Raw genomic sequence first — 13,220 nt, forward strand, 5'->3', positions numbered from 1 at the left:
GGTTAGCTCACCGCCAGTTGATTTAATAATCCGTTGCCAGTCATTACATACAAGTTATGGTCAGAGACAATTGGACCAGTATAAATTGGGCCATTTAATTGCTTACGGGATACAAATTCGCCATTCTGTGTGGACAGAACGTGCAAAAGCCCTGTTTTGTCACCGATGAATAACCGATTTCCCATCAACACGGGTTCTGTTAGCGACCTTGCTTTTAAAGCTGGTTGCTTCCAGCGGACGTTACCATTTTTTAGATCGAACGCCCAAATTACATCATCACTATCCGCTAAATAAAGCGCCTGTTCGTCCAACGCTATATTTTTATAAGTTGATGCCGGCTTACGCCATATAAATTGGCCATCGACTAAGGAGAATGCACCCACATAGCCTTGGTAAGTGGCAAGGTAAGCAACACTACCCCGTACAATAGGATCGGCATCAATATCAACTAAACGTTCTACGTCGCTTGAGCCACTGGCATAGGCAATACCGCGTTGCCACAACAAGGCTCCTGTTTGAAGATCAACGGCATCAAGCTTACCATCCGAGTAGCCAACAAGGGCTAACTTATCAAGAACAACGGGTGTAGAGCTCGCTTTCAATACTAAGTTCGGAGCGCCATGGTCGACTATCCAGTCTTTCGATCCTTTATGTAAATCTAAACCATACAAATGCCCGTCTACGGTTTTAACCAGAACTTTATTATGTGCAATAACCGGTTTTGCCAGCGCATCCCCTGAAACTTCAGTCTTCCAAATTTGCTTTCCATTCGTTTGATCAAGCAATACGACGTTTGCCGTGTTCGTTCCAACAACAAGATAACCTTGACCAATTGCAGGTCCACTTATGATTTTTTCTTTTAATTGAGTGACCCATAAAGGTTTTGAAGTTGTTTTATCAATGGCTTGAATTAAGCCACTATTATCTGCTGTATATACAATATGATCTTGGATAACAGGTTTTAATTTCAAATACATCGAGGATTTTGATCCCGTTCCAATAGAAGCGGACCATTTCTCTTTAAGTGTTACTTTAGACTTAATAGGTTCTAGTGTTTCTGGTTTGGGAGTATTGTCTTTCCCAAGCATATAATCATCGACTTTCGAACATCCTGGTAGAATAAGAACCATACTCAAAAGCATTAAACTTTTCTTGATCATTTTAATTTTTCTAACCTCTAAAACTTATATTTGGCATTAAGTTGTTTGCTTCAATTCTTCGTTTGTGTTTAAAGAATGAGTATAGGCAACTAACTCATTGGTTTTCATTTCAAGAAACAGATTACCTATTCCTTGCGATTGAGACTCATTCATTGCTTTGCGATAAGCGGCCACTGCTTGCGGATACTTGCCTGTTGCGGCATAAATATCCCCTCTAAGTTCATCAATAACAGGTTTGTAAGAAGCATCAACAACCGAGTCTAGCTTGTCCAATGCTTTGTCATTTTGATCTTGGGACAATAGGATTCTTGCTAGCCGAATTCTTGCGACTTGTTGTAATGCTGGCATGTGAGATTTACTGGCAACATGCTGAAGTTGTTCCTCAGCCTGTTTGAACTTACTGTTTGTAACGAATAGTTTTGCTAAAGTCATTCGCGCAGCATCAGCATAAACCGTATCAGTATACTCTTTAATCAGCTGGTTCGCATAAGAATGTATTTTTTTAGTGTCTTTATTTGAAAAGGCAACCATCAAATGTTCATAGGCATTCGAGGCTTGCAGTGTTCTTTTGTCCTGATGCCAAGACCAATATTTGTAACCAGCTATTGCCAATAAAATTAAAGATATTGTGACGATAATAATATTGCTATATCGTTTCCACCAACGTTTAATGGCTTCTATTTGTTCTTCTTCTGTCATGTATACCGACATGTGACACTCCTGCCCTATTGTATATACTGTATTAAATCGTCTTGTAGGATGACTTTCTGTTCACCTTCTTGACGCAAATCTTTAACACCAATGGCGTTATTACTTAATTCCTCTTCTCCAAGAATTAAAGCGAATCGTGCGCCACTCTTATCCGCCTTTTTAAATTGACTTTTAAAGCTACCGCCGCTGGTATTTACGATAACTTGCGCAGTGGGTGCATCATTGCGCAAATTCTCTGCTAAAGCAAGCGCACGCTCAATAGCTTTTCTTCCATCAGCAATAAAAAATGCGAGTGGTGTTTCGCGCTCAACTAGTTCAACGGATAATATTTTTTGTAGCAGGACCAAGCGCTCGACGCCTATTGCAAATCCTATTCCGGGAGTAGGCTTGCCCCCAATTAATTCAATTAACTTATCGTAGCGCCCACCTGCACACACCGTGGCTTGGCTACCTAATTTATCCGTAACCCATTCAAAAACGGTATGGCCATAGTAATCCAGACCTCTAACCAAAGTGGGATTGATTGCGAACTCTATCCCAAGTGAGTTTAACCCTGTACAGAATGAATCAAAATGTTGCTTGCTTTCAGGCCCTAACTCATCAATTAATTTAGGTGCTTTAGCAATCAAGTTCTGCATAGTTGAGTTTTTGCTATCTAGAATACGCAATGGATTTCTTTCCAATCGCCGTTTACTGTCTTCATCTAATTGATCGTAATGCGCTTTAAAATAAGCGACTAATTTGTCCCGATATCTCTGACGCTCTTCCAATTCACCTAGAGAGTTAATTTCAAGTGTTACAGCATTTTGAATACCCAGTTGGGTCCAAAACCGTTTACAGATTAATATTAACTCTAATTCAATATCAACCCCGCCAATTCCTAATGCTTCAACACCAAGCTGAACGAATTGTCGATATCGGCCTTTCTGTGGCTTCTCATGACGAAACATTGGACCGTAATACCAAAGCTTTTGCTGCTGATTGTGTAATAATCCATGTTCCAGGCATGCTCGGACACAACCAGCCGTCCCCTCTGGTCTTAAAGTAAGACTATCTCCGTTTAAATCTATGAAGGTATACATTTCCTTTTCAACAATATCCGTCACTTCCCCAATCGTGCGCTTAAATAATTGGGTACTTTCTACGATTGGAAAGCGAATTTCTTGATAACCATATCGATTTAAGCAGGTTGAAAAGGTATACTCAAGATATTGCCATAAGTGGGTTTCATCCGGTAGAACATCATTCATTCCACGAATAGCTTGAATTTTCTCACTCACTCACGCTCTCCGATTTGCTATAGTGTGAACCGGAGGATAGTAGTGATCTCATTTTTGATAAATCCGTCAATCGAACCTCCGTACCGGATTGATTCTCTACAGCCTTGCTCTCAGAGTTGGTTGTAAAAAGACGCTCATTATCTTTATTTTTATGCCACCAGAGGGAAACTGCGATAATAACCCCTGCAGCAATGGCAATGGTTAACCACTTAACTGCATGTTCAGCTCGATATGAAGCATGTCTACGACTTTGCCATAATGCGGCTTTGTCACTTTTTTTCTCGGTTTTACCTAGCCGATTAAATGCGATAAGTAGAGGAGCTGAGTCAACCTCTAATAACTTTGAATAGGCACGAATATAGCCTTTAATAAAAACAGGCTCAGGCATATTTTCATAGTCATCTTCTTCTAATAATTCGATCACACGAACTCGCAAGTGTAGCTTACTAGCAACGTATTCTCTGCTAAACCCTTTTAATTCTCTTACGGCAGCTAATTGCGACCCTGGCATATCCTCGATATGTTCTTCTGTTTCTTCAATGGTTGTTATTGTAGTCATTTTTTGCTCCGGAATTGTCAGAGAATGTATTTAATTGTAACAAGCGTTGGTTGTAATTGCTTTCAAGTTCTGATTGGCCTAAATTTCCCGCAGCTTGAGCGGCAATTCTTAACATGCTTTTATCATTGAATGCGAGTTTAGAATATTTTTTTAAATTGGCCAGTACTTCCTGGTACTGATTTTGTTTCATTTCTATATTAACCAATTCATATAAGGATTGTTTGCGCGAAGGATCTTGCTCAAGGGCTCGCGCAAAGTATTGTTTAGCTTTGGCATAATCTGGGATCTCTAGCGCACAAAGCCCTGCGTTTTCATAAGCGCCAGCTGTATTTTCATATTTAACATCTTTGACGGCTTTGGTGAAATATTCTTCAGCCACCTTATATTCGCCTTGGCGACATAAAAAAGTACCATAGTTATTAAGCTGTGCCCCACTACCAGGTGCAAGAGACATGGCTTTTTTGTAATAACTGCGAGCTTCGTTTATATCGCCAGTTTTTTCCAGAAAATAGGCCATTGCCGCATTGACCCCTGGGGAGTTAGGGGCTTGTGATAACGCCATTAGCAATTTGCGCTTAGCTCGTGGGGGATTTCCTTGCTTTAAATAAGCGAGCCCTAATTGCATATTGAAAGAAGCGGCATCAGCACGATTGTATTCTTTACCCATTGGTTCATCTGCCGGTTCTTTGTTCTGTTGGCAAGCTGCTAATAATAAGGCTGTGATGATGAACAATAGAAGCTTTTTCAACCCTAGCTCTCAGTGTATATAAATTGGTGGGTCATTATAACCATGATTTAAACTGCATTCCAGGGGGAATGATCTCATAGCAAAAAAAGATATGGCAGTTTATTTCTAGCGATTACTGCGCTGATTTTAGGTTAAAATGAAGCTTTTGCCATCGCTGCGATCGACTGGTTCTGTCTTTGACTTCTCCAGCCAGTTGACCACATGCTGCGTCTATATCATCCCCGCGAGTCTTACGAGTGATTGTATTGATTCCTTTAGCGATTAACCGATCACGAAATGCATCAATTGTTTTTTGAGATGATCGCTCATACTGAGTCAAGGGAAAGGGATTGAAAGGAATCAAGTTAACTTTGGCAGGCACATTGCTTAGTAATTTAATTAATTGGTCGGCATGTTCAGGTTGATCATTCACGTCTTTTAACATGACGTACTCAAAGGTAACTTTGCGTTTAGGTTCATCGTTAAAGTAATGACGACAAATATCCATTAATTGTTTAAGCGGATATTTTTTATTGATTGGAACCAATACATTACGCAACTCATCCGTTGGCGCATGCAAAGAGACCGCAAGAGAAACAGGACTTACGTCTCGTAATCGTTCCATGTCGGGAATAACCCCTGAAGTGCTCAGAGTAACCCGCTTTTTAGATAACCCATAAGCATAGTCATCCATCATGATATCCATGGCGGCAACCACGTTATCAAAATTAAGTAATGGCTCTCCCATTCCCATCATAACCACGTTGGTCACTTTCTTATCGTGTACGCCCTGCTGGGTTGATAATTCTCGAACCGCAAACCACACCTGGCCAATGATTTCGGCAGTGGTTAAATTTCGATTGAACCCTTGTTTTGCTGTGGAACAAAAGCTGCAGTTCAGCGCGCATCCAACTTGAGAAGAAACGCACAACGTGCCACGAGTAGATTCAGGAATATAAACTGTTTCAATGCAATTTCCACAATCTAGTTTTAATAACCACTTATGCGTACCATCGTGGGATGTTTGGCAACTTACCAATTCTGGCAACCGAATTTCTGCAATTGAACTAAGTTTTTGTCGCAATGACTTACTGAGATTGTTCATTTGGGAAAAATCAGACAAACCAACTTGATGAATCCATTGCATCAATTGTTGCGCACGATATGGCTTCTCACCGCAGTCGTTCATAAACTGACGCATTTGCGAGTAATTGAAGTTCAATAGATTAATTAACATACTCATCTTTACAACTCTGATTGATTTGCCTGTAGTTCACCTGGCTTGGTTCAAGGTTCGAGCCAAGCCTAGCCGCAATCGTCAGTAACACCAAGAAGCTAGACGCCTGGGTTCTGACACGCGGCTCAGATATGATCAAAAACGTTTAACCGCGTGGGCAAATTTCGTGCGGCTCGAAGAAAAATTGAATTTCTTGAGCGGCAGTTTCTTTACTGTCTGAACCATGAACCGCATTAGCATCAATGCTTTCAGCAAAGTCGGCACGGATCGTACCAGAAGCTGCTTCTTTAGGGTTTGTAGCGCCCATAATTTCACGATTTTTAGCAATTGCGTGGTTACCCTGTAACACCTGGATCATGACTGGACCAGAGATCATGAATTCAACTAAGTCATTAAAAAAAGGTCGATCTTTATGGACCGCGTAAAAACCTTCAGCTTGTTCTCTGGATAATTGCATCATTTTTGCGGCAACAATGTCTAAGCCACCCTCTTCAAAACGCGTGTAAATCTTGCCAATGACTGATTTTGCCACTGCATCTGGTTTAATAATAGACAATGTTAATTCGGTTGTCATGGTAACTCCGGTTTATGATTATTAAAAATCAGTCATTATACATGAAATAAAAGCAAACTGGCTAGCAAATCAAGGCAGCTAATCTACGGGGGATAGTCAATAAATCAGAATGCTTCCTCAAAACATCAATCCTGAAATTTTATTCACCGATTTTGGAATCAAAGTGTAAGGCTTCGAGATTTTCTTCGACTTTCTCAGGGGTTGGTCTATAGTCGGGAAGATTAGCCATCAGTTCGTTAACGCGTAAAATCAAATCATGGAATTGGGATCGCATGCTTCGCATCGTGCTGAGCATATCAGCGCACTGTTCACTGAACCCCTCTAGAGCTTGATCAATGTCTTTAGTATGGCTAACAAATGCCTGTAAAGGCTGGCTTATTTGACTCATCTGTTGAGCATCAAGTTTGACCCCTAGCCTCTGGTGTAGAATTGTCCAAAACGAAGAGTTTTGATCAGTTATTTCATCCTCGTTGCCCTCATAACGAGCAATCGCCGCTTGAGTTGCTTTTTTTATCTCAGGAACTGATTTGTCACTATTGGAACTGCTGTTAACTTTTTCCGCCACACTCTGGAGAGATTGTTGCAACAATTTCGCGTGATTGATCAAATTTGCCTGACTGTCTGCAATTAAGCGTTTATGTGCTGTCTCATCCTCTGAAAACTCATCGTTCAGACGTTTTAAATGATTACGCTCCTCTTCTAAGCTTTCCCGAACACTAACTCCAGGAGCGTCTTCTGGTTTATCCGCATCGCCGGATAATAAATAACTGATGAATTGCTTTTGAACATAGCTTTGATAATCAGTAGCCTGTTGCATGATGATCCCGGTGTATACATGCTTTAAAGGAATGCGAAGCAATTTATAATACACATTGCGAGGATTCTTAACGACGCTAATTAAATCCTTATGATCAAAACGGATATTAAATCGACCTAATATACGCTCAGCAGTCAGTATACCGTACGTTGAAAACCATTGTTCTAATTCAATATCTTTAGGTTCATTTTTCATAATTTTTCAGAAACCAGTTATACTAGTGTTTTTTAATAAGTATAGCTTAACTATGTTTGCCACAGAAGTTAATGATTTTCAATCGCTTTCTACTTTTTTAAGAATACCAACACCCCAAGCCTGGTTAAATCAGGCGACTCTTCAACTTCCGCTGTTATTAATTGATCATGCTCATTGTGAGCGCAAAGCAGCAGCGACTGCAATAAATTTCATGAGCAAGTACCCAGAAGAGTCGAAGCTAGTCGAAATTATGTCCCCCTTGGCACGAGAAGAACTGTTACATTTCGAAAAAGTCATTCAGTTGCTTAAAAAAAGAGACATTAAATTTGGTCCGCTAAAGCCATCACGTTATGCTTTGCGGCTTCATCAGGCTGTGACTAAACAATGCGGAAAAGAACGACTCACTGATCAGTTAATTGTAGGTGCTATTATTGAGGCTCGTTCTTGTGAGCGATTTAGAATGCTTGCTGCGAGCCTTTCGGATTCCGAACTAACTAAATTTTATTTATCTTTAGCTAAATCTGAAGCGCGTCATTTTGAAGATTATCTCAAATTAGCAACCCTTTACGGTGGGGATATTACAAAACGAATTGAGCTACTGTTGGATATTGAAAACGAAACGATTACCTCCCACGAGACAGTCTTTAGGTTTCATAGTGGTATTTTAGTCTGAAATCTAAAATGTACTGCATCTACTCAAAACTTAATTTGAATCTTGGAGAACGGTCGGATTTTAGTTTAAGAAGCTCTAAATACGACCGTTCCTTGCTGCGGAGTGAGCCATTATTGGCAACGTCCCTAAGGTTTCGCATGGGATAACTGTTTAGATAGGTTGCCAAACGATTGCTAAAATGATGCCAAGGCCAGCAATGAAGTTTTAAGGCTTAGGACTTGGCGATTGTTGCTCTTCCAGCTGCTGGTCAGAAGGCTCAGGGTTTACTCCATGTTCCTTCGCTAATTTCTTAAGCTCGTCAAGATTATCTTTATGTTTGTGAACTTTCTGGAGATTGTTTGAATGTGTTCTCTCGTCCATCCAGCTTTTTAAAGATGCCAATCCTTTTTCAGTTAGCTTAAGGGAAGCAATCGCTTCATTTAGTTTAAGGCATGCAACAAGGATCTGGCTCATGATTGCAGCCCAGCTATCGTATCCCATCATTCCACGTTCTTTTAGTTTTTTAGTGTTATCTTGAACATCTTTCCAAAGTTCATTAACATGTTCTTCATTAATATCTAAATTTGCGATACGTTCTTGTGTACGAACTCGAGACTCTTGATATCTCTGTTGCATCGTTTTATCCAAAGCCTTAAAAAGCGCATCCAGTTCAGCCATTTTTCTTTTGGCTTCTTCTTCTTGTGCCTTAGTCATGTTTTCTGGCAAAGGTATTTGTGGTAATTGTGCAGGTGCCATAACCGTTCCTATATTAGATCAAAATAAAAACCATTTGCTTTATCATAACACAGTAGACGCGGGATGTCATCCCAGTCGCTTAAAACAATCTGTTTGTATGTGATTTGTTTGGCCTTATGATATTTGATTTCAGGCCTATGAATATGACCATGAATGACCGTCTGGACTTTATTGCGGTTCATTTCCGCGATCATGGCTTCAGGTACAATCTCTAATTGATAATCAGATTTACTAGATTGCTGACTACGTTGTCGAACACCAAACACAATTTTTTTACGAAGCGAAAGAGGCATAGCTTGAAACATCCTAAAAAAAACCCGATTTCTGGTTAAGCGACGTAACCACTGATGAGAGACATCTCTGCTGCAATATTGGTCGCCATGGGTCAATAAGATAGATTCATGATTCAATGTTATGATTAAAGGGTCTGTTATAATTTGAATGTTTGCAAGCTTAGCAAAACGTTGCCCGATTAAAAAATCACGATTCCCTCGCATAAAATAAATCTCTATCCCTTGTGATTGCAACCAAGCTAAACGCTTAGCAATAGATTCGCTCCAGTCATCTAAAGCATCATCACCAGCCCAGACGTGGAAAAAATCCCCAAGAATGTATAATTGAGTTGTATTTTTAGAGGCCCAATCAATAAAGTGATTAAATCGTTCAGTAATGTCTGGCTGCTGAGGATTTAAATGCAGATCGGAAATAAAAACAGCCTCTATCATACCGGCTCAATTTGAATTTGATCGTCTTGAAGATAAATTTGACATGGACCTGAGATAGGTTTAATTGCATCACTTAAGCGATAAAAGCCGGCTATGGATACCAACTCCGCCTCAAGGGATTGACAAAATATTCTGGCCTGCTTATTGCCATTTATGCCTGCCAGCGCCCTTCCTCTTAGTGCCCCATAAACGTGTATATTGCCATCGGACAACAATTCTGCACCATTACTGACCGCTGCTGTAATGATTAGATCACCTTTGCTAACCATTTGCTGGCCAGAACGCACTGGGACTGTAATCATTTTATTCACAATTTGTGGTTTTTTATTTGCTTTGGGAGACACAGGGGCGTTCATAATGGGTTTATCGTGGCTTGAGGATGCATTCATAACCGCCAATCCTTGTACTTGAGCCAAGGTCTCAAGCATTGGATTGCCTCCTTGAACCGCCACAGGAACTAACCCTTTTTCACGCGCACATTGGCAGATAGCTTGTATATCTAATGGAGCGCCATTGAGATGTGAGCAATCCAAGATAACTGGAATATTTTTGAAAAGATTTGGCGCTTGTGCAACAACTTCGGAAAGCTGTTCTGCAAACAATTTAACTTCAGAACTTACCAGACTTAACACTGTTAAAGTATACAATCTGCCTTTTAATTTAAACGCTTGTGTTTTCAATGCATTATCATTCATAGCCGCAATATCCAACGCCATTTTTTTTGTTTATACTATTATGCAGGAATAAATAACAGAAGGCCAATACCGTGGATAAAATTTGGTTAGAGAGTTATCAGGAAGGCGTCCCTCATGAAATTAGTATTGAGGACTACCAATCCATCACCGATTTATTTAAGAAATCCTGCAGTAAATATAAAGATAGAATAGCCTACGTCAATATGAATACGGGTTTAACTTATGAGACGGTGGATACCTTAAGCAAACAGTTCGCTTCCTATTTGCAGCAGCTAGGCTTGAAAAGAGGCGCGCGTGTAGCAATTATGATGCCAAACTTATTGCAATATCCCATAGCATTATTTGGTATCTTGAGAGGGGGGTTTATTGTCGTCAATACCAATCCCTTATATACCAGTGATGAGTTAACCCATCAACTCAATGACTCTGGTGCAGAAGCGATTGTAGTATTAGCTAATTTTGCCCATACGGTCGAAAAATCTTTGCCTAATCTTCCTAATTTAAAACAAGTCATCGTGACCCAAATTGGCGATTTATTTCCAGGGTTTAAGCGTATTGTTGTGAATGCTGTGGTGAAATACATCAAAAAAATGGTTCCCGATTATACGATTCCAAACGCCATTTCTTTTAATCAAGCGCTTGAACAAGGACGATCTAACCCTCTAACTGAAGTGGAATGCAACCATGACGATGTAGCTTTTTTACAATATACCGGCGGGACTACCGGCGTCGCTAAGGGGGCTATGCTTTCGCATGGCAATATGATTGCTAATGTGTTGCAAGCTAGTGCGTGGATATCACCGTTACATTTAGACGAACATGAAATTATTATTACTGCTCTGCCGCTCTATCATATTTTTTCATTAACCGCGAATTGCTTAACTTTTTTAAACATGGGGGCAAAAAATATTTTAATCACCAATCCCCGCGACTTGTCACATTTCATAAAAGAAATCAAAGACACAGGCTTTACCGCGATAACGGGGGTAAATACGCTGTTTAATGCATTATTGAACCATCCAGACTTAGGAAAGATAGACTTTTCAAAAGTAAAGCTTGCTTTAGCAGGTGGTATGGCGTTGCAAAAAAGTGTTTCGATGAAATGGCGCGAAAAAACAAAGGCTGATATTCTGGAAGCCTATGGCCTAACGGAAACAAGTCCTGCTGTAACCATCAATCCAATGTATGTCAAAGAATATAATAGTAGTATAGGGCTTCCACTCCCTTCTACAGAGATTTCGATTCGCGATGACAAAGGCAATGAGTTGCCTTTGCATGAAAAAGGCGAGCTTTGCGTCCGCGGACCGCAGGTCATGTCTGGATATTGGCAAAAACAAGATGAAACTGAGTTGGTATTTTGGCCGGATGGTTTTTTACGAACAGGAGATATTGCCAAAATCGATGATAAAGGATTTGTTTATCTCGTGGATCGTAAAAAAGATATGATTCTTGTTTCAGGGTTTAATGTATATCCCAACGAGGTAGAGCAAGTATTAACCATGCATCCAGGCATACTGGAGGCCGGCGTAATTGGTGTTAAAGTTGATGAATCAGGCGAGCGGGTTAAGGCGTGTATTGTAAAAAAAGACCCCAATCTAACAGAAGAAGACATCATTGCCCATTCACGAGAGCATTTAACTGCATATAAAGTGCCTAAAGTAATTGAATTTTACGATGAATTACCTAAGACAAATGTCGGAAAAATATTACGCCGCGCATTAAAGTAATGCGAATTCGACCCAACGCCATAAATGGCATTGGGTCGTTAAAGGGGCGTTATCCGGTAAAAAAGCACCTACTTTGAATATGAGATGCATCATAAATTCACCTATGTTACTTATCTGCAACGCACAGACGTAGTCAACTATTTTCCTACGATTGACGGATTGATGTTATTTTAATCTGTTGTGTTATAATTTGTCCAAAATAAATTTGGAGTCATAGTAATGCATACTCAAGCCGATGCGTCTATGTATAAAAATGCCGTGAAATGGATTCATGAACATCCTAATGACACACGCATTTCAGAAGATATAAAGAAAAATTTTTTGAGTTTTAATGAATTGCCACCAAAGGATAAAGCCGAGCTGATCACGGCCTTACATGCGGCATTAAAAACCACTGGTTTACCTGAGGAGATTAAACAATCGTTGCTTTATCTGTCCTTTGATTTTGGCGCGTTACCTGATGATTTGATTTTGTTCATTGGTAATTATTTAAACAAATCTGATAAAAAAAGTCTAGAACGTGTTTCAAAGAGAATGGATACACTTTTCCAACGACAAAAACGACTCTTGGATAAATTCCTGCAACGTGTGGCCTATGGCGAGCAGGATAAGGTAGAGGCATTATTTACAGAGGTATATCGAGATAATGAGGGAAAGAGACAAGAAGCCCTCCTGCATCAAGGAAGATTTACCGATTATTCTGGTCGAACCTTCAAATGTTCCGCTTATGAATACGCCTATTGGGCGAAAGATACCCATATGTGTCGCATGCTAGAGCGTTATATGGATGATGCGACCAAAGCAGAAATGTTAGCACGTGTTAATGAAATAGAACACACAGGACTTTCGTATACCCAACACGGTGTTGCCTATTGCACGCATCATTTTGATTTTACGCCGTTGATACAAGCACTCCAATTCTACGTTGATAACTATGATGTATGGAATGCTGCGCGTAATCGGGATGCCCTCAATACGGCTTGGTTAGACGTCGGTAAAGCGCAGCGCAATGTTCCTGTTCACGTCGCTCAAGAATATTGCCGACGAGACCGCTCGTTTGACCCGCGGCCTGAGTTCAACGAAGCAACATTACCGCGGGAGTTAACTTTTTGGAACTGGCAAGCTGGGCGTTATGATCCTTGGTTTCCTTTAACGGCTTCTAATTCTCGTCTTGGTTTCGATTTTGCATTAACAGGCGCGCACCAAGGGAAATACAGGAACCTCTCACTCATGCACGCCAAGGATGTTCCGGCGGAGCGGCGACTCGGCGCTCTGGATCTTGCGGCTATTACTCGTCTCGATGAAGTGCGAACCGTTGAACTCACGCAATCGCGTAAACATTTAAGCCCGCTTGCATTATCACAGAGTATGAGTGTTTGATTAGAACTCGGTCGAGAAAACTTTC

Annotated in this window: 14 protein-coding genes; 3 read left to right on the forward strand and 11 right to left on the reverse strand. The window is 40.4% G+C overall.

Annotation, left to right across the window (positions count from 1 at the left end; genetic code table 11):
* Positions 1 to 2 precede the first annotated feature (2 nt).
* The 8 genes from bamB to E1O47_RS06420 form a co-directional block, all read right to left on the reverse strand.
* On the reverse strand, positions 3 to 1,160 hold the full coding sequence (gene bamB / locus E1O47_RS06385) for an outer membrane protein assembly factor BamB (protein WP_133130432.1): 1,158 nt from the start codon (positions 1,158 to 1,160) through the stop codon (positions 3 to 5).
* 36 nt (positions 1,161 to 1,196) lie between these two features.
* Positions 1,197 to 1,871, reverse strand: a complete 675-nt coding sequence (locus tag E1O47_RS06390; protein ID WP_133130433.1) for a YfgM family protein — start codon at positions 1,869 to 1,871, stop codon at positions 1,197 to 1,199.
* A gap of 14 nt (positions 1,872 to 1,885) precedes the next feature.
* Positions 1,886 to 3,151: a histidine--tRNA ligase gene (gene hisS, locus E1O47_RS06395; protein WP_133130434.1), complete on the reverse strand. Its 1,266-nt coding sequence runs from the start codon at positions 3,149 to 3,151 to the stop codon at positions 1,886 to 1,888.
* Positions 3,144 to 3,710 (reverse strand): helix-turn-helix domain-containing protein, encoded by a 567-nt coding sequence (locus E1O47_RS06400; protein WP_133130435.1) that lies wholly within the window; start codon positions 3,708 to 3,710, stop codon positions 3,144 to 3,146. Before E1O47_RS06400 ends, hisS begins: the two co-directional genes overlap by 8 nt.
* Positions 3,688 to 4,458, reverse strand: coding sequence for a type IV pilus biogenesis/stability protein PilW (gene pilW, locus E1O47_RS06405; protein ID WP_133130436.1), 771 nt, complete (start codon positions 4,456 to 4,458; stop codon positions 3,688 to 3,690). Before pilW ends, E1O47_RS06400 begins: the two co-directional genes overlap by 23 nt.
* Before the next feature lie 112 nt (positions 4,459 to 4,570).
* Complete coding sequence (rlmN, locus tag E1O47_RS06410) at positions 4,571 to 5,680, reverse strand: dual-specificity RNA methyltransferase RlmN (RefSeq protein WP_133130437.1); 1,110 nt, start codon at positions 5,678 to 5,680, stop codon at positions 4,571 to 4,573.
* A gap of 139 nt (positions 5,681 to 5,819) precedes the next feature.
* Positions 5,820 to 6,248, reverse strand: a complete 429-nt coding sequence (ndk, locus tag E1O47_RS06415; RefSeq protein WP_133130438.1) for a nucleoside-diphosphate kinase — start codon at positions 6,246 to 6,248, stop codon at positions 5,820 to 5,822.
* Positions 6,249 to 6,387: 139 nt separating this feature from the next.
* Complete coding sequence (locus E1O47_RS06420; protein ID WP_133130439.1) at positions 6,388 to 7,260, reverse strand: hypothetical protein; 873 nt, start codon at positions 7,258 to 7,260, stop codon at positions 6,388 to 6,390.
* A gap of 52 nt (positions 7,261 to 7,312) precedes the next feature.
* Here E1O47_RS06420 and E1O47_RS06425 point away from each other — a divergent pair, with 52 nt between their 5' ends.
* A complete protein-coding gene (locus E1O47_RS06425) occupies positions 7,313 to 7,933 on the forward strand; it encodes a MiaE family protein (protein ID WP_133130440.1) in 621 nt (206 codons plus the stop codon).
* A 204-nt stretch (positions 7,934 to 8,137) separates the two neighbouring features.
* Here the strand turns inward: E1O47_RS06425 and E1O47_RS06430 are convergent, their stop codons facing one another.
* Genes E1O47_RS06430 through minC form a run of 3 tightly spaced genes read right to left on the reverse strand, consistent with a single transcriptional unit; the run spans position 8,138 to position 10,088 of the window.
* Positions 8,138 to 8,668 carry a hypothetical protein gene (locus tag E1O47_RS06430; RefSeq protein ID WP_133130441.1) on the reverse strand — a complete coding sequence of 177 codons (531 nt, stop codon included), beginning with the start codon at positions 8,666 to 8,668 and terminating at the stop codon, positions 8,138 to 8,140.
* An 8-nt stretch (positions 8,669 to 8,676) separates the two neighbouring features.
* Positions 8,677 to 9,393, reverse strand: coding sequence for a UDP-2,3-diacylglucosamine diphosphatase (locus E1O47_RS06435; protein WP_133130442.1), 717 nt, complete (start codon positions 9,391 to 9,393; stop codon positions 8,677 to 8,679).
* Positions 9,390 to 10,088, reverse strand: coding sequence for a septum site-determining protein MinC (gene minC / locus E1O47_RS06440; protein ID WP_133130443.1), 699 nt, complete (start codon positions 10,086 to 10,088; stop codon positions 9,390 to 9,392). The genes E1O47_RS06435 and minC overlap by 4 nt, the downstream gene beginning before the upstream one ends.
* Positions 10,089 to 10,159: 71 nt before the next feature.
* Between minC and E1O47_RS06445 the strand changes: the two genes are divergently transcribed.
* Complete coding sequence (locus tag E1O47_RS06445) at positions 10,160 to 11,815, forward strand: AMP-binding protein (RefSeq protein ID WP_133130444.1); 1,656 nt, start codon at positions 10,160 to 10,162, stop codon at positions 11,813 to 11,815.
* A gap of 219 nt (positions 11,816 to 12,034) precedes the next feature.
* Positions 12,035 to 13,195 (forward strand): hypothetical protein, encoded by a 1,161-nt coding sequence (locus E1O47_RS06450; protein WP_133130445.1) that lies wholly within the window; start codon positions 12,035 to 12,037, stop codon positions 13,193 to 13,195.
* The last annotated feature ends 25 nt before the right edge of the window (positions 13,196 to 13,220 follow it).

This window comes from Legionella yabuuchiae (assembly GCF_900640115.1).
GTDB classification, from domain to species: domain Bacteria; phylum Pseudomonadota; class Gammaproteobacteria; order Legionellales; family Legionellaceae; genus Legionella_A; species Legionella_A yabuuchiae.